The organism is Geodermatophilus normandii (assembly GCF_003182485.1).
Taxonomy (GTDB): Bacteria; Actinomycetota; Actinomycetes; order Mycobacteriales; family Geodermatophilaceae; genus Geodermatophilus; species Geodermatophilus normandii.
The window spans coordinates 545,016-564,575 of sequence record NZ_QGTX01000001.1 but is presented as its reverse complement, the minus strand read 5'-3'; the positions used below and the strand labels follow the sequence as shown (position 1 = coordinate 564,575).

Sequence of the window (19,560 nt, the reverse complement as noted above, 5' to 3'; positions counted from 1 at the left end):
GCACGATCCGCGTGGTGTCGCCCTCCTGCGGAGGGACCGCGGCCGCCCTACGGTCGCGCTCATGGCCGACCTCGCCCGCACCGCCCGCGTCGACGTCCTGCTCGAGGGCTACGCCCGGCTGCCGAACGTCGCCGGCACGGTGAGCCTGGTCCGCGACGCCGGGCGGGTGGTCGTCGTCGACCCGGGGATGGTGGCCGCCCGGGACCTGCTGCTGCGCCCGCTGCGCGACCTGGGCGTGGCGCCGGAGGACGTCACCGACGTCGTCGTCAGCCACCACCACCTCGACCACACGGTCAACATCGCGCTGTTCCCGGTGGTGCCGGTCCACGACTTCCAGTCGGTCATCGAGGGCGACGTCTTCACCCGCCGCCCGGCCGACGGGGTCGAGCTGACGCCGGCGGTGCGGCTGCTGGCCACGCCCGGGCACACCCCGCAGGACGTGACGACGCTGGTGGGCACGCCCGACGACGTCGTCGCGCTGACCCACCTGTGGTGGACCGGCGAGGGCCCCGCCGACGACCCGTACGCGCCGGACCGCGAGCAGCTGCGGGAGCAGCGCCAGCGCGTGCTGGACCTGGCCACGCTGGTCGTCCCGGGCCACGGCGCACCCTTCCGCCCGGGGACGACGACGCCGCGCTAGCCCGGCAGCCGGGCCATCCACAGCGCCGTCACGAGCACGGCCAGCAGAGCAGGAGGGCCCCGCCGACGCCGGCCGGCGTCCACGCCCACCCGGGCACGGCTCCCTCCTCGACGTCGTCCGCGAGAGCGCGGACCCCTGGCCCCCGGGCGCCGGCGGGTGCAGCATCCGGCGCGTGACCCTGCGCATCCCGCCGTCGGTGGCGGTGTCGGTGGACGTCGAGGCGCCGCCCGCGGCGGTGTGGGCGGTGCTCGCCGACCCGACCCGGGTGGGGGAGTGGAGCGGGGAGTGCGTCCGGGCGGCGTGGCTGCCCGGCTCGTCGCGGGTCGTCCCCGGCGCCCGGTTCCGCGGGTGGAACCGCTCGGGCTGGTCGCGGTGGGCGCGCGTGTGCGAGGTCACCGAGGTCGACCCGGGACGGCTGCTCGCCTGGCGCACCGTCCCGGGCGGCCCCTACCGCGACCGGACGCAGTGGCGGGTGACGCTCACGCCCACCGCCACGGGCACGCGCGTCGAGCAGCGCTACGACCTCACCGGCATGCCGGCGCTCCTGGAGCGGGTGGCGGCGCTGCTGCTGCCCGCGCACCGCGACCGGACCGCCGGGTTGCGCGCAGACCTCGAGCGGCTCGGCCGGGTGGCGGCCGGCGTCCCCGCGTGACCACAACCACGGGCCCGGCCGGTCAGGCGACCGCGAGCCGCCCGCCGAGCGCCCGCTCGGGGGCCTGCGCGTCCCGGGCCGACCGGACGGCCGCGGCCACCGAGCTCGCGGCGGCCTGCAGCTGCTCGGCGGTGTGCGTGGCCATCACCGACAGCCGCAGCACCCCCTGCCCGCGCGGCACGGCCGGGTAGGCCACCGCGTTGCAGTAGACGCCGGCCTCGTAGGCGGCTCGCCACGCCGCGGCCGTCGCCTCCTCGCTGCCGGTGGGGACGGCGACCACCGCGCCGCTGCCGGGCAGCGGGGGAGCGCCGGCCACCGACAGCTCGACGCGCAGCCGGGCACCGTTCTCCCGCAGCCGGTCGCGGCGCTCGGGCTCCGCGCGCAGGATGCGCAGCGCCGCGAGGGCCGCACCGACGCCGGCCGGCTCGTTGGCGGCGCTGAAGACGTAGGGCACGGCGCTGGCGCGGATGCCGTCGGCCACCGCCCGCGACGTCAGCACCGCACCGCCCACGCTGGCCAGCGACTTGCTGAACGCGAGCGTCACGGCGTCGACCCGGTCGAGGACCCCGCAGTGCTCGGCCGCCCCGCGGCCCCGCTCGCCGAGGACGCCGAGGCCGTGCGCCTCGTCGACGACCAGGCGCGCGCCGTGGACGGCGCACAGGTCGGCGAGCCCGGCGAGCGGCGCGGTCTCACCGGACATCGAGTAGACCCCGTCGACGACGACGACGACGCCGGCCCGCGGGTCGAGCCGGCCCAGCCGCTGCGCCAGCGACTCCAGGCTGTTGTGCCGGAACCGGACGACGGTGCCGCGGCTGGCGGCCGCCCCGGCGTGGACGCTGGCGTGCGCGTGCGCGTCGACCAGCAGCGCGTCGCCGGGGCCGCCCGCGGTGGACAGGAGCGCGACGTTGGCGTTCACGCCCGAGGAGGTCAGCACCGCCGCCTCGACGCCGTAGTGGTCGGCCAGTTCCTCCTCCAGCTGCAGGTGCAGCCGGGTCGTGCCGTTGAGGACGCGGCTGCCGGAGGTGCTGGTCCCGAAGCGGCGGACGGCGTCGACGGCGGCCTCGACCACGCGGGGGTCGCCGGCCAGGCCGAGGTAGTTGTTGCTGCCCAGGTTCACCCGCGGGACGCCGTCGTCGTAGACGGTGACCGGCTCGGGCGCGCCGCCGGTGGGGACGCCGTGCGTGGCCACGCCCGCGCGGTCGTGCTCGCGGAACAGGGCGGCGAGGGGGTTGTCGAGCAGGGGAGCGAAGGCGTCGCGCCGGCCGCCGGTGGGGCTGGGGGTCGGCGGGTGGCCGTGGTGCACGAGGTCTCCGTTCCGTGGTCGGCCGGTCGATCCGGCCGCAGGACACCCTCAGGTTCCGGTGACGGAGCGTCAACGGTCGATCAGCTCACAGTCCCTGGGGTGTCACCCGTCCCCCCGACAGGTGTCATGCGGTGGTCGACCGCTCACAGTGCGTACCACCTGGTCAGGTGGCGGTCGGCGCATCCGGGTGACGACGCGCCGGTACCGTCGCGCCGTGACCGCGCGCTGGCTCGACGACACGCAGCAGCGGGCCTGGCGGGCCTGGCTGACCCTGGCCGAGCTGCTCCCGCGCGAGCTCGACGCCCAGCTCCAGCGCGACGCCGGCCTCTCCCACGCCGCCTACGTCGTCCTGGCGATGCTGTCCGAGGCGCCCGGCCGCAGCCGCCGGATGAGCGACCTCGCGCGGCGGGCCAACCAGTCGCAGAGCCGGCTCTCGCACACCGTCGCCCGGTTGGAGGACCGCGGCTGGGTGCGCCGCGAGCGCTCGTCCGAGGACGGCCGCGGCAACCTCGCCGTGCTCACCGACGCCGGCTGGGACCTCGTCCGCAGCGTCGCGCCCGGGCACGTCGACGCCGTCCGCGCCGCGCTGTTCGACCCGCTGTCCGTCGAGCAGACCGAGGCGCTGCGCGAGGTGCTCGAGACCGTCGTCGAGGCCCTCGACCCCGACAGCAGCCGCCGGGTCGCCCACGGCGGCGACGCCGGGGCCGCCTGCTGAGTCCGGGAAGCCGGGGACACCACCGGCGGTGTTCCCGCCGGTGGTGTCCCGATGCTGCCGGCGTCCACCCACGGGGAGTCGAGCGGGTGCGCAGCCTGGAGCTCGTCGCCGCCGCGGAGGGCCTCTCGCCGGCGGCCGCCGCGGCCTGATCGGCGCCGTCCTGGCTCACCGGGACGCGTCCCACCTCACCGTCGGCACCGAGCCAGGACGCAGCACGATCAGGCCACCTGATCGTGCTGCACCCCCCTAGCGCCCCAGCCGGCGGTAGCGGTGCAGGCGGCTGCGGTGCCGCTCGGCGTCGTCGCGGCCCAGCAGCCCGGCCAGCTCCTCGCCGAGCACCCGCCCCAGCCGGCGGCAGAACTCGACCGGCTCGTCGGCGGCGTCGGGCCGCTCGGGCACGACGCGGTCGACGATCCCGGCCCGCCACAGGTCGGTCGCCCGCACGCCCTGCGCCGCCGCCATCTCCGGGGCCCGGTCCACGGTGCGGTGCACGATCGCCGAGGCGCCCTCCGGCGGCAGCGGGCCCAGCCAGCCGTTGGCCGCGGCCAGCACCCGGTCGGCCGGGACGAGCGCGAGCGCGCCGCCGCCGGTGCCCTGGCCCAGCAGCACCGCCAGCGTCGGCGCCCTGAGCGTCACGAGGTCCTCCAGGCAGCGGGCGATCTCCGCGGCCAGCCCGCCCTCCTCGGCCTCGACCGACAGCGCCGCGCCCGGGGTGTCGATCAGCGTGACCAGCGGCAGGTGCAGCTCCGCGGCCAGCCGCATGCCGCGCCGGGCCTCGCGCAGCGCCGCCGGGCCCAGCGGCGCCGACAGCACCTGTCCCCGCCGGTCCTGCCCGAGGACGACGCACGGCGCGCCGCCGAAGCGGGCCAGCGCCAGCAGCAGGCCCGGGTCCTTCTCGCCGGCGCCGGTGCCCGACAGCCCGACGACGTCGGTGGCCGCCGTCCGCAGCAGCCGCCGCACGCCCGGGCGGTCGCGCCGCCGTGACGAGGTGACGACGTCCCACGCGCTGCGGCCGTCCTCCGGGTCGTCGGTCTCGGTGCCGTCCTCGCGGCGGGGACGCTCGGCGTCGCGGACGTCGGTGTGCCAGGTGCGCCGGGCCGAGAGCACCGACAGGGCCCGGTCGGCGAGGTCGGCCACGTCCTCGTGCGGCACGACGGCGTCGATGAGCCCGAGCCGTGCGAGGTGGTCGGAGGTCTGCACGCCTGCGGGGAACGGCTCGCCGTAGAGCGCCTCGTACACCCGCGGGCCGAGGAAGCCGACCGCCGCACCGGGCTCGGCGATCGTGACGTGTCCCGTCGACCCCCAGGAGGCGAGCACGCCGCCGAACGTCGGGTCGCGCAGGTAGACGAGGTAGGGCAGGCCCGCAGCCTTGTGCCGGGCGATCGCCGCGGTGATGCCGATCATCTGCAGGAAGGCGACCGTGCCCTCCTGCATGCGGGTGCCGCCCGACACCGGGGCGGCCAGCAGCGGCAGCCCCTCGTCGGTGGCCCGCTCGACGGCCGCCACCAGCCGCTCCGCCGTCGCCACCCCGATCGAGCCGGCCAGGAAGCCGAACTCCCCGGCGACGACGGCCACCCGCCGGCCGCGCAGCCTGCCCTCGCCGGTGACCACGGCCTCGTCCTGCCGGCTGCGCTCCGCGGCGGCGCGCAGGTCGGCGGCGTAGTCCGGGTCGACGTCGCGCGGGCCGACCGGGGCGTCCCAGCTCGTCCAGGAGCCGGGGTCGAGGACGAGGTCGCGGAGGGTCCGGGCGTCGAGCCGGGGACTCACTTCTCGAGCCAGGCGCGGATCTCGGCGTCCGAGCCGCCCAGCACCGGGGGAGCGGCGTGCTCGCGGCGCGTCGTCTCCGTCTCGCCGTCGGGACCGGCGGCGAAGAAGCGCAGCGGCGGGCCGGGCAGCTGCAGCCGGCCGAGGGTGGCGTGCTCGACGTCGACCAGCAGCCCCTGCGACTGCGTCTGGTCCCAGCCGTAGACCTCGTCGATCGTGCGCACCTTGCCCGCCGGCACCCCGGCGGCGGCCAGCCGGGCCAGCAGCGTCTCCGCGTCCACGTCGGCGAACGTGCGCTCGAGCAGCTCGATCACCTGCTGCCGGTTGCCCACGCGCTCGCCGTTGGTGGCCAGGCCCGGGGCCTCGGGGTCCAGGCCGAACTCGGCGCACAGCCGCCGCCACAGCCCCTCCGACCCGCAGGACAGCTGCACGCTGCCGCCCTTGCAGTGGAACAGGCCGTACGGCGCGATCGAGGGGTGGTGGTTGCCCTGCGCGCGGCCGACCTGCCCGCCGACCGTCCACGCCGTCCCCTGGAAGGCGTGCACGCCCACGACGGCGGCCAGCAGCGACGTGCGCACCACCTGGCCGCGGCCCGTCCGCTCGCGCTCGTGCAGCGCGGCGAGCACGCCGTAGGCGCCGTACATGCCGGCGAGCAGGTCGCCGATCGGGACGCCGACCCGCTGCGGGTCGTCCGGGCCCGGACCGGTGAGCGACATCAGCCCGGCCTCGCCCTGCGCGATCTGGTCGTAGCCGGCCCGCCCGCCCTCGGGCCCGTCGTGGCCGAAGCCGCTGATCGACAGCGTCACCAGCCGGGGGTTGAGCCCCGCGAGCACGGCGGTGCCGAAGCCGAGGCGCTCGAGCGTCCCGGGGCGGAAGTTCTCCAGGAGCACGTCGGCGCGCCGGACCAGCTCGCGGAGGAGCTCCTTGTCGGCGTCGTCCTTCAGGTCGAGGGTGACCGACTCCTTGTTGCGGTTGGCCGACAGGAAGTAGGTCGACTCCCGGTCCCCCGACTCGGGCTGCACGAACGGCGGTCCCCAGCCGCGGGTGTCGTCCCCGCCGCCGGGGTTCTCCACCTTGATCACCCGGGCGCCGAGGTCGCCGAGCATCATCGCGGCGTGCGGCCCGGCGAGGGCGCGGGTCAGGTCGACGACGAGGATCCCGTCGAGCGGTCCGGTCATGGGGTCCCTCTCCCTGGAGCGGTCTAGAGCCAGCCCGGGACGACGAAGACCAGCCAGGCCAGGAGCGGTCCGACGGCCACGACGATCCCCGCGTAGGCGAGCATCTGCTTGTAGAAGCGGTCCCTGTCCACGCCCTGCGCGTTGGCCAGCACCAGCGCGCCGTTGGTGGAGAACGGGCTGACGTCGACGATCGTCGACGCCACGGACAGGGCCACCACCACCCCGACGGCGCCGACGTCCCCGCTGAGCAGGAACGGCACCGCCAGCGCGATGGCGACGCCGATGATCGCGGTCGACGACGCGAAGGCCGACACCACCCCGCCGATGTAGCAGAGCAGCAGCGCGATGAGCAGCGGGATGCCCAGGCCGATGACGGCCTCGCCGACGTAGTCGATCGTGCCGGCCTCCTGCAGCACGAACACGAAGGTGAGCACGCCGGCGATCAGCAGCACGGTCGACCAGCTGATCTGGCTGACCGCGCCCTTGTGGCGGGCCGCGGCGAACAGCGCCAGGACGGTGGCCACGGTGATCGACACGAAGCCGATGTCGAGGTCGAAGACCAGCGCCAGCACCGCGACGGTCACCAGCCCGACGAGCGTGAGCACCTGGTCCAGCGTGACCCGCGGCGGCGCCCCGTCCGCCGTGCCGTCGGCACCGTCGTCCCGGAGGTGGTCGGGGCCGACGGCCGGCCCCGGGGGAGCGCCGTGGCCGCTCACCACGGGCTCCTCGGCGTGCTCGACGTGCGCGGGGACCGTGGCCGACACCCGCCGGCCGATCAGCTTCCGGCCGCCGAGCACGAGGAACAGCACGACCCCGATGGCCATGTTGAACAGCAGGCTGCCGAAGAACACCGTGACCGGGCTGGAGGGGAGGCCCTCCTGCTCGACGATCTCGTTGACGGTGAGGCCGTAGACGCTGATCGGCGAGAAGCCGCCGCCCTGCGCGCCGTGGACGACCATCATCCCCATGAGCAGCGGGTTGATGTCGTAGCGCGCGGCGAAGCCCAGCGCGATGGGCGCGACGATCGCCACGGCCGCGGGGGACAGGGCCCCGATGGCGGTGAGCAGCGCCGTGACGGCGAACATCACCCACGGGATCGCCGCGACGTAGCCGCCGACCAGCCGGACCGCGCCGCGCACCAGCAGGTCGACGGTGCCGTTGTTCTGTGCGATCGCGAACAGGTAGGTGACGCCGATCAGCGTCACGACCAGCTCGGCGGGGAAGCCGGTGAGGATGTCGTCGGTGCTCAGCCCGACCGACAGCGTGCCGACCAGGAAGGCGGCCACGAAGGCCAGCGCGCCCATGTTGATCGGCAGGAACGTGGCGATGGCGAAGATGGCGACCAGCGCCAGGATCGTGACGATCTCCGGGGACACGGGGGAGGCTCCTCTCGTCGGCGTCGGCGTCGACGGCTCACCGTGTCACCTACCGGCGGGTAGTTCCTGCCAGCCGCCGGACGGGGTGACGACCGCGGTCACCGGGCGGTCGTGCTCGAGGGCCGGCAGCCGGTCGACGAACTCGTCGTCGAAGACCAGCGCCACGACGACGGCGCCGGGGCGGGCGTGCACCAGCGCGCGGTCGTAGTAGCCGCCGCCGCGGCCCAGCCGGATGCCCTGGCGGTCGACGGCCAGCGCCGGCACGACGACGACGTCGGCCGTCCCGAGCGCCGTCGGGCCCAGCCGCGGGCCGACCGGCTCCAGCAGCCCGAAGCGGCCCGGCGCCAGCCGGCCGGTGTCGACCGCCCAGCGCAGCTCCGCGCCGGCGTCGGGCACCACCGGCAGCAGCACCCGCGCGCCGAGCTGGGTGAAGGCGGCGGGCAGTCGGCCGTGCCCGGGCTCGGTCTCGTCGGGGGCGAAGGCGGCCAGCACCCGGATCCGGGCCAGGCGCTGCAGCAGCGCGACCGCGACCGCGGCGGCCGCGGCGGCCCGCTCGGCGGGGGACCGCGCCCCGCGGCGGGCGGTGAGCGCCTCGCGCAGCGCGGCCTTGGCCGGCTCGGCGCCCTGCGCGGAGGTCACCCTCGGAATCTAGTGCCGGAGGCCCCGTCCGGGCTGGTGCGGGGGCTCGTCCCCGTGCCGGCGCGCGGGCTCTGGCTAGGCTCGCCGCCATGTCGACCCCGACGCCGCGTGCGGCGCGCAAGGCCGTCATCCCCGTCGCGGGGATGGGGACACGGTTCCTCCCCGCCACCAAGGCGGTGCCCAAGGAGCTGCTGCCGGTCGTGGACCGCCCGGCGCTGCAGTACATCGTCGAGGAGGCCGCCCGCGCCGGCCTCGCCGAGGTGCTCATGGTCACCGGCCGCAACAAGGCCGCGATCGAGGACTTCTTCGACCGCACCCCCGAGCTCGAGACGGCGCTGGAGAAGAAGGGCGACGCCGGACGGCTGGCCGCCGTCCAGGAGTCCACCGACGTCGCCCAGGTGCACTTCGTGCGGCAGGGCGAGGCCCGGGGCCTGGGCCACGCGGTGCTGCAGGCGGCCGCCTTCGTCGGCGACGAGCCCTTCGCCGTCCTGCTCGGCGACGACCTCATCGACGCCCGCGACCACCTGCTCGAGCAGATGCTCGCCGTCCAGGCCGAGCACGGCGGGTCGGTGATCGCGCTGCTCGACGTGGGCCGGGAGAACATCGACAAGTACGGCGCGGTCGCGATCCGGGAGGACACGCAGCAGGGCGTCGTGACGGTCACCGGCCTGGTCGAGAAGCCGCCGGTCGACGAGGCGCCGAGCAGCCTGGCGATCATCGGCCGCTACGTCCTCGCGCCCGAGGTCTTCGCCGTGCTGCGCGAGACCGCGCCCGGCCGCGGCGGGGAGATCCAGCTGACCGACGCGCTGGCCACGCTGGTCGAGCGCGGGCACCCGCTGCACGGCGTGGTCTTCGACGGCCGCCGCTACGACACCGGCGACAAGCTCGACTACCTCAAGGCGGTCATCCGGCTGGCCTCCGAGCGCGAGGACCTCGGCCCCGCGCTGCGCTCGTGGCTGACCGAGTTCGTGGCCGACCTGCCCGCCGAGGGCGCGTCGCGGGCCTGAGGCGCTCCCCGCAGGGGGGACGATCGCAGCGATGAGCGAGAACGGCACGCACGGCGGGCGGGACACCACCGCGCTGGACCTCCGCAGCGGGGCCACCCTGGACCCCGCGACGTCCCCCCGGCTGCCGGTGCACGCCACCGCCGCCATCGACCGCGGCGCGGCCCTCCCGCCGCCGCCGGCCCCGGAGCCCGAGACGCCGGTGCTGCGCACGGTCGAGACGCACCTCGACGAGATCCTCGCGGCGGTGCCGCAGCCGGAGCCCATCGAGCTCGCCGTCCTCGACGCCCAGGGCCTGCTGTGCGCCGAGGAGGTGGTCAGCGCCCGCGCGCTGCCGGCCTTCGACCAGGCCGCGCTGGACGGCTACGCGGCCCGGGCCGAGGACGTCGCCGCGGCCACGCCGGACGCGCCGGTGGAGCTCGCCGTCGTGGGGGAGACCGTCGCCGGGGCGGCCGGGCCGACCGCGCTGGCGCCCGGTCTCGCCCAGAAGGTGAGCGCGGGGGCGATGCTGCCGGCCGGCGCCGACGTCGTCGTCCCGGCCGTGTGGACCGACCGCGGCGTGGTCCGGGTGCAGGTCCACGGCGGGCCGGACGCCGGCGGCTACGTGCGCCGGGCCGGCGACGACGTCTCGCCCGGCACCGTCGCGGTCCGCCTGGGCACCCCCATCGGGCCGGCGCAGATCAGCCTGCTGGCCGCCGTCGGACGTGACCGCGTGCACGTCCGGCCCCGGCCGCGGGTCGCCGTGCTCTCCGCCGGCGCCGAGCTGGTCGACATCACCGCGCAGCCCACGCCCGGCCAGGTGGTCGACGTCAACACCTACGCACTGGCCGCCGCTGCCCGCGACGCCGGGGCGGCCGCCTACCGGTGGGGGATCCTGCCCACCGAGCGCCGCCGGCTGACCGAGGTGCTGGAGAGCCAGCTGCTGCGCAGCGACCTGGTGCTCATCGCCGGCACGTTCGCCACCGAGGGCGACCTGGTCCAGGAGGTGCTCGCCGAGCTCGGGCCGATGCGCTTCCGTCAGGTGACGATGCACCCCGGACCGGTCCAGGGCTTCGGCCGGCTGGGCCGGGACGAGGTCCCGGTCATCTGCGTGCCCGGGGAGCCGGTGGCCGCGCTGGTGTCCTTCGAGGTCTTCGTGCGCCCGGCGATCCGCTCGATGCTGGGCAAGCGCCAGCTGTTCCGCCGCACCGTGCAGGCGATCAGCGCCGAGCGGCTGGTCTCGCCGCTGGGCTACCGGCAGTACCTGCACGGCCAGGTCATGCGGCACCCCGACGGCGGCTACGTCGTCGAGCCGCTCGGCGACGGCGACGAGGCGATGCTGGCGCGCATGGCGCGGGCCAACTGCCTCATCGTCGTCGACGAGGACGTCACGGAGGTCGCCGAGGGCGGGCTCGTGACGGTCATGCCCCTGCTGCTGGGCGGCTGACCTGGACCCGGTGCCGCACCCGGGCTGGCCGGCCCGGCTGGCGTACGGACCCGTGGAGCTCGCCCCGCTGCGGCGTGGCGACGCCGCCGAGTGGAGCCGGCTGCGGCTGGCCAACGAGTCCTGGCTGCGGCCGTGGGAGCCCTCGGCCGGGGTGGCCTGGTCGGTCCGGCACACGCCGGCGGCCTACCGCCTCATGCGCCGCTCGGTCGCCCGCCGGGCCCGGGCCGGGACGTCGATGCCCTTCGCCGTCCGCGTCGAGGGCCGGCTGGCCGGGCAGGTGACGGTGGACAACATCGTCCGCGGCGCCCTGCGGTCGGGGTCGCTGGGCTACTGGGTCGACCGGTCGGTGGCCGGGCGGGGGATGGCGTCGCTGGCGGTGGCGCTGGTGTGCGACCACGCCTTCGGCCCCGGTGGTCTGCACCGGCTGCAGGCCGACATCCGCCCGGAGAACGGGCCCAGCCAGCGCCTCGTCGAGCGGCTCGGGTTCTCCCGCGAGGGGCTGTTGCGCCGCTACCTCGACATCGACGGCGACTGGCGCGACCACCTGTCCTACGCGCTGCTGGCCGAGGACTCCCCGCGGGGCGTGGTCGCCGTCTGGGCCTCCCGCGCACCCCGCTCCTAGCACGCGGACGCGCGGTGCCCGTCCGACGCCGTGTCGACACGCCGCCGCGGCTGCCACTGCAGTCACACGACACTCGCGCGACACGCCGCGCGCCTCCCTCGATGTGGGCAGCGACCTGCATAACCTCCCGCGGCAAGTGACTCGTGTGACGGGTGGTGTTCTCGATGGGGTCAGGCGTCCTGCTGGCCGCGCTGGTCGTGCTGTGGTTCGTCGTGCTGGTGCCGATGGTGGTGACCCGCGGCGACTCCTCGGCGACCCGCGCGGAGGTCACTCCGGGCCGGACGCTGCAGCGCCGGCGGGGGAGTGACCCGGTCCGCTCGGCGGAGACGGAGCGCGTGGCGGTCGACCGCGAGTTCCTGCGGCAGACCGGCGAGCTGCGGATCGACGTGCACGCCGTCCGGCGGCGCACGCTCGCCGGGCTGGTGGCGCTCACGCTGCTGGCACTGGCCGGTGCGCTGACCCTCACGCCGTGGCTGTGGGTGGCCCAGGGGCTGCTCGACGTCGCGCTGGTCGGCTACCTGGTGGTGCTGCGCGCCGCGGCCCGCCGGGAGCGTGCCGCGGCCCGTCGCGCCGCCCGTGCCGCCGCCCGCCCGGCCGCGCGCCCCGCGCCCCGGCCGGCCCCCGCGTGGCCGAGCCGATGGTGGCCGGCCCGGTCCTCACCGAGGAGCCGGTGCACCCGACCGTCGGCCTGCCGCACCCGAGCCTGCCGCTCGCGCCGGTCCACCCGCTGCGCCCGGCCCGCGTCGTCGCCGCCCGCCCGGTGCCGGCCGGCTGGCAGGACAGCGCCGTCGTCGGCCTGGACGACGACGACATCGGGTTCGCCGACATCGACCTGTACCAGCCGCGGGTGGTCAACGGCTGAGCGCGCCGACACCCCGGGTGCCACCCCCGCCGGTGGCACCCGGGGTCGCGGGCGGTAGTCTTGCCCCCGCAGTCAGGGGCTGTAGCGCAGTCCGGTAGCGCACCTCGTTCGCATCGAGGGGGTCAGGGGTTCGAATCCCCTCAGCTCCACCCAGACGCACGACCGACGCCGTCGGGGCACCCGCCCCGGCGGCGTCCGTCGTCCGGGGGCTCCTCGGGTGGGCCGGGTTCGACAGCGACGGCGGCCGGACTTCGTCATCCCGCCTGCGCCTGCCGCGCCGCCGCGCCTCCTAGCGTTCCGGGCATGGCGGGGGAGCAGCACCGGGTCGCCTCCCTGTGCCAGGCGCAGCCCGCGGAGCTGCACCTCGACGGCGTCTGGCACCCGGCCGCGGTGCTCGGCTGGCGCCACGACGGCGCGGGCCGCTGCCGCGTGCGGGTCCGGGTCGACGTCGCCGGCGCGCCGCGCGTGGTGTGGGCGCCGGTGGAGCTGCTGCGGCTGCCCCTGCCCGGCGTCGCGCCGGTGCACCGCTCGGCCGCGCCCGTCCCGCGCCCGCGTCCCGGTGTGGACGCCGGCCGCTGGTCGCCCGGCCGGGACGCCGCGCCGGGACGGCGGCCGGAGACGTGGCGCGAGGACCACCCCCACGACGCGCTGCTGGACCCCTCGGAGTACGAGCTGCAGGCACTGCGGCTGCAGGTCGAGCTGCTGAAGCTGCAGCGCTGGGCCGGCGCGACCGGGCAGCGGGTGGCCGTCGTCCTCGAAGGACACGAGGCCGCGGGCACCGACGGGCTGGTCCGGGTGGTCGCCGAGCACCTGGACCCGCGCCGCACCCGGGTGGTGGCGCCAGGGGACGCGTCGGCGCCCGTACGGCTGTCCCTGGCCGCCCTGCCGGCCGCCGGGGAGCTCGTGCTGTTCGACCGGTCGTGGTACGGCCGGCCGGCGGTCGAGACCGGCACCGTGGGCGACCTGCGCGCGGTGGCCGCTGCCGAGCGGCTGCTCGTGGCCGGCGGACTGCGGCTGGTCAAGGTGTGGCTGTCCGTCACGCGCGGCGAGCAGCGCACCCGGCTGGCGCTGCGCCGCGACGGGTACCGGCTCACGGCCGCGGACCTCGCCGTCCTCGACCGCTGGGACGCGCACACGGCCGCCGGGGAGACGGTCCTCGCCGCGACGCCGACGCCCCCGTGGACCGCCGTCCGGGCCAACGACGAGCCGCGCGCCCGGCTCGAGGCGGTGCGCCACGTGCTGTCGGTGCTGCCCTACGACGGTCGCCGCGACGACGTCGTGGGGACCCCGGACCCGCTGCTCGTGCGGCCCGCGCCCGTCGCCGTCCCCGCCTGACCGGCGGCGTCAGGCGCGGGCGCGCAGGTCCCCGCGGGAACCCCGCTGTCGGTCCCCGACCGCCTGTCGGGGGAGCGGACTCCTCAGAACCACGACGGGAACCACATGCGCAGCAGCCACTCGGCGTGCGAGAGCGGGCGCCCGGCGAGCACCGGGTAGAAGAAGGCGAAGGTGCCGGCGACGACCGCCACGTAGCCGCTGACCGCGGCCAGCCCGGCGGTCCGCCGCCACGCGGGCGCGCCCGGGCGGCCGAGGACGTCCTGCAGGACGAGCGTCACGGCGAGCACGAAGAACGGCAGCACCGGGGCCGTGTAGAAGACGAACATCGTGCGCTCGCCGTTGAGGAACCAGGTGCCCCAGCCCGCGGTCACGGTGACGGCGACCAGCACGGCGGCGGGGTCACGGCGGGCGACGATGCGCCACAGCGTCCAGGCCAGCGCCGGGGCGAACGCCAGCCAGAGGGTCGGCGTCCCGACCATGAGGATGTAGCGGATGACCTGGTCGCCCGCGGGGTCGGTGAGGCCCTGCGGGTTCCACAGCAGGATCGGCCGGCCGTTCACCAGCCAGGTCCACGGGCCGGACTCCCACGGGTGCGGCGTCGACAGGCCGTTGTGGAAGGTCCACCACTCGACGTGCATGTGCCACCACGAGCGCAGCGCGTCGGGGATCCACGGGAAGGCGGTGTCGGGGTTGCGCTGCGCCCACCAGCGGCCCTGCGCCGTCTCGCCGAGGAACCACCCGGCGAAGCTGGCGACGTAGGTGAGGACCGGGACGGCGGCCAGCGCCCACGTGGCGCCGGGCAGCCCGCGGCGCAGCGCTGTCGCCGTCGGGCTCGGGACGCCGGCCGCCCGCCACGCCGCGCGGTCCCAGAACAGCGACAGGACGGCGCAGAACGCCAGGAAGTAGACCCCGCTCCACTTCACCGAGCAGGCGCAGCCGAAGAGGAACCCGGCCGCGATCCGCCAGCCCCGCGGGCCCAGGCGGAACCCGGTGGCGGGGACCGGCAGCGCACCGGCGACCCGGGCCCGCACGCGGTCGCGGTCGACGACGAGACAGGCGACCGCGCCGAGCACGAAGACCTGCAGGAAGACGTCGAGCAGGCCGATGCGGGAGACGGTGAACGCGAAGCCGTCGAGGGCCAGCAGCAGGCCGGCGACCAGGCCGAGCAGCGTCGAGCCGGTCAGCCGCCGGGCCAGCCGCGTGAGCAGGACGACGGCGACCGCGCCGGCCACCGCCGAGGGGAGGCGCCAGCCGAGGCTGGTGTACCCGAAGACGTGCTCGCCCACCGCGATCAGCCACTTGCCCAGGGGCGGGTGGACGATGAACGTGTAGCCGCGGTTGTACTCGTGGCCCCAGACGAGCAGGTCGTGCGCCTCGGGCGGGTAGTACGCCTCGTCGAACAGCAGCGTGTCGGGGTAGGTGATGCCGACCAGGCGGCTGACCAGCGCCGCGACGCCGAGCACCGCGGCGAGCACCCACGACAGCAGCCGGTCGGCGGGCAGCGGGGGAGTGCGGTCCACCCGCGGCCGCGGCGCGGGCCAGCGGCGGGGCGGGCGGGCGGGGAGGTCCTCGGCCGGCGGCTCGGCGTCCGTGCGCTCGGGAGCCAGGACCGCCATGCGCCTCAGGGTAGGTGGGCCGGCCGGGCCGCCCGGCGTGACAGGCTCGTCGCCGTGACGGGACGGCTCGTGCTCGGTGGCGCACCCCTCGGCCAGCCCGGCGACGTCGGCCCGCGGCTGCGGCAGGCGATGGCCTCGGCCGACGTCCTCGCCGTCGAGGACACCCGCCGGCTGCACCGGCTGGCCGCCGACCTCGAGGTGACGCTGACCGGGCGGGTGGTCACCTTCCACGAGTCGGTCGAGCGCGCGCGGCTGCCCGGGCTCATGGCCGCCCTGGCCGACGGGGCGACCGTCCTGCTGCTCACCGACGCCGGCATGCCCTCGGTCTCCGACCCCGGCTACACGCTGGTGCGCGCGGCGATCGACGCCGGCGTCGACGTGACCTCGGTGCCCGGGCCGTCGGCGGTGGTCACCGCGCTCGCGCTCTCGGGGCTGCCGGTGGACCGGTTCTGCTTCGAGGGCTTCCTGCCGCGCAAGGGCGGTGAGCGGCGGTCCCGCCTGACCGCGCTGGCCGGCGAGCGCCGCACGATGGTCTTCTTCGAGTCCCCGCACCGGCTGGCCGACGCGCTCGCCGACGCCGCGGCCGCGTTCGGGCCGGCGCGGGAGGCCGCCGTGTGCCGGGAGCTGACGAAGACGCACGAGGAGGTCCGGCGCGGGCCGCTGTCGGAGCTCGCCGAGTGGGCCGCCGACGGGGTGCGCGGGGAGATCACCCTCGTCGTCGCGGGCGCCTCCCCGGAGCCGGTGGAGCTCTCGGCCGCCGAGCTGGCCGTGCTCGTGGCGGGGGAGGAGGCGGCGGGCGCCACGCGCAAGGACGCGATCCGCGCCGTCGTCACCCGCACCGGCCTGTCCCGCCGCACCGTCTACGACGCCGTCGTCGCCGCCAAGGGCTGAGCGACCCGCCCGTCCCGTGCACACCTCGCGCCCTCGTGGGCGCTCGCGCGGCGACGTGCGCACACACCGCGGGCTGTGGACGTCCTGCCACGTCACGTCGGCGGATCCGGCGAGCGTGCGCGTGTGCCCACGACCGCCCTCCCCGAGGCCCTTCGCCACCGCGTCCTCCGAGGAACCGACGTGGTGCGCCGGGGGCTGCTCACCCCGGCCCGCCTGCGCGGCCCCTCCTGCCGGCGTCTCTCCCGCGACGTCTACGTCGACGCGCGGGTTCCTGACTCCCACCGGCTCCGGGCCCGGGCAGCGGCCGGACTGCTGCTGCCCGGCGCCGTCGTCTCGGGCCTGAGTGCCGCGGTCCTGTGGGGCGTCGACCTCGCCGACGAGCGGGACGACGTCGAACTGGTCCTGCCGCCGGGATCCCACCCGCGCCGCGTCCCGGGCGCAGGAGACGCGTCCACGGCTGCTGGTCGTCGACGGCGGTCTCCCGGCGCCCGTCGCCCAGTACGGCGTCGAGCACGAGGGGCGCTTCGTCGCGCGGGTGGACCTCGCGTGGCCGGGGCTCCGGGTGGCCGTCGAGTACGACGGGGCCTGGCACGCCGCGCCCGGGCAGTTCGTGCACGCAGCGCCCCCGCGGCGCCGCCCCGCTCGCGCTGCGTGCACACGGCGCGGGCCGGCGCCCCCCTACAGCCAGCCGTTGCGCTTGAAGCCGCGGTAGAGCAGGACGCAGGCGGTGACGATGACCAGCAGCACCATCGGATAGCCGTAGCGCCACTCGAGCTCGGGCATGAACTCGAAGTTCATCCCGTAGATCCCGGCGATCGCGGTGGGCACCGCGATGATCCCGGCCCACGCCGAGATCTTCCGCATGTCCTCGTTGTCGGCCATCGTCGTGCGGGCGAGCGACGCCTGCAGGATCGACGACAGCAGCTCGTCGAGCCCGCCGAGCTGGTCGCGCACCCGGATGGCGTGGTCCTGCACGTCGCGGAAGTAGGAGCGCATCGCGCCCGGGACGACGTCGACCTGGCGCTCGGCCAGCTTCTGCAGGGGCACCTCCAGGGGCGCCACCGCCCGCCGCAGGGACATCAGCTCGCGCTTGAGCTGGTAGAGCCGGCCGATGTCGTCGGTGCGCTCCGGGCTGAAGACCGACGCCTCGAGCTCGTCGACGTCGTCCTGCACGGCGGCCACGACCTCGACGAAGGTGTCGACGACGAGGTCGGCCACCGCGTAGAGGACCGCGGCCGGGCCCAGGCAGAGCAGGTCGTGCTGCTCCTCCTCCATGCGGCGCCGCAGCTCGGCGAGGTCGCCGTGCTCGCCGTGCCGCACCGTGATCACGTAGTTCGAGCCGAGGAACACCATCACCTCGCCGGTGTCCACCACCTCGCTGGTCGCGGTCAGCTCCTCGTGCTCCACGTAGCGCGCGGTCTTGAGCACCATGAACAGGTCGTCGTCGTAGCGCTCGAGCTTCGGTCGCTGGTGGGCGTAGACGGCGTCCTCCACCGCGAGCGGGTGCAGCCCGTAGCGCTCGGCGATCCGCCCGAGCTCGGCCTCCGTCGGCTCGAACAGGCCCAGCCACACGAAGCCACCGCGCTCGGCGGCGGCGGCCAGCGCGTCGCCCGGGTCGACCGGCGGCTCGCGGCGGCCGTCGACGTAGACGGCGCAGTCGACGATCGCGTCGGCTCCCGCGGGGCGCGTGCCGGCCCGGCGCGGGACCCCGGCGGGTCGCGTGGCGGGCAGTGGCGGCCCTGCTGGCGGCCCTGGTGGCGTCCCTGGACGGGTGTCGGTCACGGGCGCACCTCCTCCGATCCGCCCGCGACGGCGGGCAGCAGAAGCGTAGGCGTGCGGGACCCGGGCCTCCGTGCGACGCTGCCGGGAGTACCCCCGCCGAGGAGGACGCGATGACCGCAGGCACGCGCCGGGTGAAGTCGGTCGAGGACTCCATCCGTGACACGGAGGAACCCGAGCACCGGCTCAAGAAGAACCTCTCCGGCCTCGACCTCGCCGTCTTCGGCGTCGGGGTGATCATCGGCACCGGCATCTTCGTGCTCACCGGCGAGGTGGCGAAGACGACGGCCGGGCCGGCGGTGGCCATCTCGTTCGTGATCGCCGGCGTCGTGTGCGGGCTGGCCGCGGTCTGCTACGCCGAGTTCGCCTCGACGGTGCCGGTGGCCGGCTCGGCGTACACGTTCTCCTACGCCACCCTCGGCGAGGTGGTCGCCTGGATCATCGGCTGGGACCTCGTGCTCGAGCTCGCCCTGGGCGCCGCCACCGTGTCGGTGGGCTGGTCGGGCTACCTCAACCAGCTGCTCGGCGACCTCGGCATCCCGCTGCCGACGTCGATCGCGGGGGAGACCGCGACGGTCAACATCCCGGCGATCGTCATCGCGCTGCTGATGACCGCCGTCCTGGTCCTCGGCATCAAGCTGTCCTCGCGGGTGACCAGCGTGATCGTGGCCATCAAGGTCGCGATCGTCCTGCTGGTCATCGTGCTCGGCCTCTTCTACCTGACCGCCGACAACTACACGCCCTTCGTGCCGCCCGCCGAGCCCGCGGCCGAGGGGGAGGGCGGCTGGCACGCCCCGCTCATCCAGCTGCTCGGGTTCACCCAGGGCAGCTTCGGCTGGGGCGGCGTGATCGCCGGCGCCTCCATCGTGTTCTTCGCCTTCATCGGGTTCGACATCGTGGCGACGGCGGCCGAGGAGACCAAGGACCCGCGCAAGGACCTGCCGCGCGGGATCATCGGCTCGCTGGTCGTCTGCACGCTGCTCTACGTCGCCGTCTCGCTGGTCGTCGTCGGGATGCAGCCGTACTCGGAGCTGTCCACCGAGGCGCCGCTGGCCGAGGCGTTCAGCAGCGTGGGGCTGTCCTTCGTCTCCAGCGTCATCTCCGTCGGCGCCCTGGCCGGGCTGACGTCGGTGGTCATGATCCTGATGCTCGGGCAGTCGCGGGTGCTGTTCGCGATGAGCCGCGACCACCTGCTGCCCCCGGGCATGGCCGCCGTCCACCCCCGCTACGGCACCCCGTACAAGATCACGATCGGCACGGGGATCTTCGTGGCGCTGCTCGCGGGCTTCCTCCCGCTCGGGACTCTGGCCGAGCTGGTCAACATCGGCACGCTGTTCGCCTTCGTGCTCGTCTCGGTCGGCGTCATCGTGCTGCGGCGCACCCGGCCGGACCTGCACCGCTCCTTCCGGGTGCCGCTGGTGCCGCTCCTGCCGATCGTCTCGGCGCTGGCCTGCCTCTACCTGATGCTGAACCTCCCGGCCGACACCTGGGTGCGGTTCGCGGTCTGGATGGCGCTCGGCGTGGCCATCTACTACCTCTACGGCCGCAGGCACAGCCGCCTGGCCGGAGCCGAGGGCGAGGCCGCGGCCGAACGCCTCGCCGCCGACACGGAGGCGCGCCGCCGCGTCCGCTGACCCCCCGGAGGGGTGAGGTCCCCTCCGCCCCGTCTCCAGCGCACCCGCGCCGGCGACGACCTGACCGGTGACCGACGTCCCCGGCCAGGAGCAGACCCGTGGCGACCAGCGTCCTCGACGCCCC

Annotated in this window: 17 protein-coding genes, 1 tRNA gene and 1 pseudogene; 12 read left to right on the top strand and 7 right to left on the bottom strand. The window is 76.0% G+C overall.

Translation table 11 applies throughout. From position 1 onward, the window contains the following. Positions 1 to 61 precede the first annotated feature (61 nt). Together JD79_RS02840 and JD79_RS02835 are read left to right on the top strand one after the other, a co-directional pair. The gene (locus JD79_RS02840) at positions 62 to 640 is read left to right on the top strand and encodes an MBL fold metallo-hydrolase (RefSeq protein ID WP_110004315.1); all 579 of its coding nucleotides are present in this window, start codon (positions 62 to 64) and stop codon (positions 638 to 640) included. A 172-nt stretch (positions 641 to 812) separates the two neighbouring features. Further along, complete coding sequence (locus tag JD79_RS02835) at positions 813 to 1,292, top strand: SRPBCC family protein (RefSeq protein WP_170149092.1); 480 nt, start codon at positions 813 to 815, stop codon at positions 1,290 to 1,292. 22 nt (positions 1,293 to 1,314) lie between these two features. Here the strand turns inward: JD79_RS02835 and JD79_RS02830 are convergent, their stop codons facing one another. Next, entirely contained in the window at positions 1,315 to 2,595 is a 1,281-nt protein-coding gene (locus JD79_RS02830) for an aminotransferase class I/II-fold pyridoxal phosphate-dependent enzyme (RefSeq protein ID WP_110004313.1), read from the bottom strand. 214 nt (positions 2,596 to 2,809) lie between these two features. Between JD79_RS02830 and JD79_RS02825 the strand changes: the two genes are divergently transcribed. Next, positions 2,810 to 3,310 carry a MarR family winged helix-turn-helix transcriptional regulator gene (locus JD79_RS02825; protein ID WP_110004312.1) on the top strand — a complete coding sequence of 167 codons (501 nt, stop codon included), beginning with the start codon at positions 2,810 to 2,812 and terminating at the stop codon, positions 3,308 to 3,310. Positions 3,311 to 3,556: 246 nt separating this feature from the next. Here JD79_RS02825 and JD79_RS02820 read toward each other — a convergent pair whose 3' ends face one another. Genes JD79_RS02820 through JD79_RS02805 form a run of 4 tightly spaced genes read right to left on the bottom strand, consistent with a single transcriptional unit; the run spans position 3,557 to position 8,267 of the window. Next, a complete protein-coding gene (locus JD79_RS02820; RefSeq protein WP_110004311.1) occupies positions 3,557 to 5,077 on the bottom strand; it encodes a carboxyl transferase domain-containing protein in 1,521 nt (506 codons plus the stop codon). After that, positions 5,074 to 6,252 (bottom strand): CaiB/BaiF CoA transferase family protein, encoded by a 1,179-nt coding sequence (locus JD79_RS02815; protein WP_110004310.1) that lies wholly within the window; start codon positions 6,250 to 6,252, stop codon positions 5,074 to 5,076. The genes JD79_RS02820 and JD79_RS02815 overlap by 4 nt, the downstream gene beginning before the upstream one ends. A 23-nt stretch (positions 6,253 to 6,275) precedes the next feature. Further along, entirely contained in the window at positions 6,276 to 7,628 is a 1,353-nt protein-coding gene (locus tag JD79_RS02810; RefSeq protein ID WP_110004309.1) for an SLC13 family permease, read from the bottom strand. A gap of 45 nt (positions 7,629 to 7,673) precedes the next feature. Continuing rightward, positions 7,674 to 8,267: a 5-formyltetrahydrofolate cyclo-ligase gene (locus JD79_RS02805; protein WP_110004308.1), complete on the bottom strand. Its 594-nt coding sequence runs from the start codon at positions 8,265 to 8,267 to the stop codon at positions 7,674 to 7,676. Positions 8,268 to 8,356: 89 nt separating this feature from the next. Between JD79_RS02805 and galU the strand changes: the two genes are divergently transcribed. The 7 genes and pseudogenes from galU (at position 8,357) to JD79_RS02775 (ending at position 13,516) form a co-directional block, all read left to right on the top strand. Continuing rightward, positions 8,357 to 9,274: a UTP--glucose-1-phosphate uridylyltransferase GalU gene (gene galU, locus JD79_RS02800; RefSeq protein ID WP_110004307.1), complete on the top strand. Its 918-nt coding sequence runs from the start codon at positions 8,357 to 8,359 to the stop codon at positions 9,272 to 9,274. Positions 9,275 to 9,305: 31 nt separating this feature from the next. Further along, on the top strand, positions 9,306 to 10,697 hold the full coding sequence (gene glp, locus JD79_RS02795) for a molybdotransferase-like divisome protein Glp (RefSeq protein ID WP_211307841.1): 1,392 nt from the start codon (positions 9,306 to 9,308) through the stop codon (positions 10,695 to 10,697). A gap of 52 nt (positions 10,698 to 10,749) precedes the next feature. After that, positions 10,750 to 11,319: a GNAT family N-acetyltransferase gene (locus tag JD79_RS02790; RefSeq protein ID WP_245899578.1), complete on the top strand. Its 570-nt coding sequence runs from the start codon at positions 10,750 to 10,752 to the stop codon at positions 11,317 to 11,319. Between the two features lie 164 nt (positions 11,320 to 11,483). Next, positions 11,484 to 11,879, top strand: a pseudogene (sepX, locus tag JD79_RS24615) (divisome protein SepX/GlpR); the annotation flags it as partial. Positions 11,880 to 11,944: 65 nt separating this feature from the next. Beyond that, entirely contained in the window at positions 11,945 to 12,181 is a 237-nt protein-coding gene (locus JD79_RS23295; protein ID WP_245899576.1) for a hypothetical protein, read from the top strand. 75 nt (positions 12,182 to 12,256) lie between these two features. Continuing rightward, positions 12,257 to 12,330: transfer RNA gene (locus JD79_RS02780), tRNA-Ala, on the top strand. 154 nt (positions 12,331 to 12,484) lie between these two features. Then, a complete protein-coding gene (locus JD79_RS02775; protein WP_110004305.1) occupies positions 12,485 to 13,516 on the top strand; it encodes a polyphosphate kinase 2 family protein in 1,032 nt (343 codons plus the stop codon). Between the two features lie 83 nt (positions 13,517 to 13,599). On the opposite strand, the gene JD79_RS02770 is transcribed toward JD79_RS02775, so the two are convergent. Beyond that, positions 13,600 to 15,132 (bottom strand): dolichyl-phosphate-mannose--protein mannosyltransferase, encoded by a 1,533-nt coding sequence (locus JD79_RS02770; protein WP_110004304.1) that lies wholly within the window; start codon positions 15,130 to 15,132, stop codon positions 13,600 to 13,602. A 54-nt stretch (positions 15,133 to 15,186) separates the two neighbouring features. Here JD79_RS02770 and rsmI point away from each other — a divergent pair, with 54 nt between their 5' ends. Then, complete coding sequence (rsmI, locus tag JD79_RS02765) at positions 15,187 to 16,023, top strand: 16S rRNA (cytidine(1402)-2'-O)-methyltransferase (protein ID WP_110004303.1); 837 nt, start codon at positions 15,187 to 15,189, stop codon at positions 16,021 to 16,023. Positions 16,024 to 16,701: 678 nt separating this feature from the next. Here the strand turns inward: rsmI and corA are convergent. Then, positions 16,702 to 17,805, bottom strand: coding sequence for a magnesium/cobalt transporter CorA (gene corA, locus JD79_RS02755; RefSeq protein ID WP_211307840.1), 1,104 nt, complete (start codon positions 17,803 to 17,805; stop codon positions 16,702 to 16,704). A 110-nt stretch (positions 17,806 to 17,915) separates the two neighbouring features. Between corA and JD79_RS02750 the strand changes: the two genes are divergently transcribed. Further along, positions 17,916 to 19,436: an amino acid permease gene (locus JD79_RS02750; RefSeq protein ID WP_110004302.1), complete on the top strand. Its 1,521-nt coding sequence runs from the start codon at positions 17,916 to 17,918 to the stop codon at positions 19,434 to 19,436. The last annotated feature ends 124 nt before the right edge of the window (positions 19,437 to 19,560 follow it).

Excerpts from the sequence above, each read along its gene's own strand:
- JD79_RS02840 (WP_110004315.1), top strand. The coding sequence starts at position 62 with ATGGCCGACCTCGCCCGCACCGCCCGCGTCGACGTCCTGCTCGAGGGC.
- JD79_RS02750 (WP_110004302.1), top strand. The coding sequence starts at position 17,916 with ATGACCGCAGGCACGCGCCGGGTGAAGTCGGTCGAGGACTCCATCCGT.
- JD79_RS02775 (WP_110004305.1), top strand. The coding sequence starts at position 12,485 with ATGGCGGGGGAGCAGCACCGGGTCGCCTCCCTGTGCCAGGCGCAGCCC.
- galU (WP_110004307.1), top strand. The coding sequence starts at position 8,357 with ATGTCGACCCCGACGCCGCGTGCGGCGCGCAAGGCCGTCATCCCCGTC.
- JD79_RS02770 (WP_110004304.1), bottom strand. The coding sequence starts at position 15,132 with ATGGCGGTCCTGGCTCCCGAGCGCACGGACGCCGAGCCGCCGGCCGAG.
- glp (WP_211307841.1), top strand. The coding sequence starts at position 9,306 with ATGAGCGAGAACGGCACGCACGGCGGGCGGGACACCACCGCGCTGGAC.
- JD79_RS02815 (WP_110004310.1), bottom strand. The coding sequence starts at position 6,252 with ATGACCGGACCGCTCGACGGGATCCTCGTCGTCGACCTGACCCGCGCC.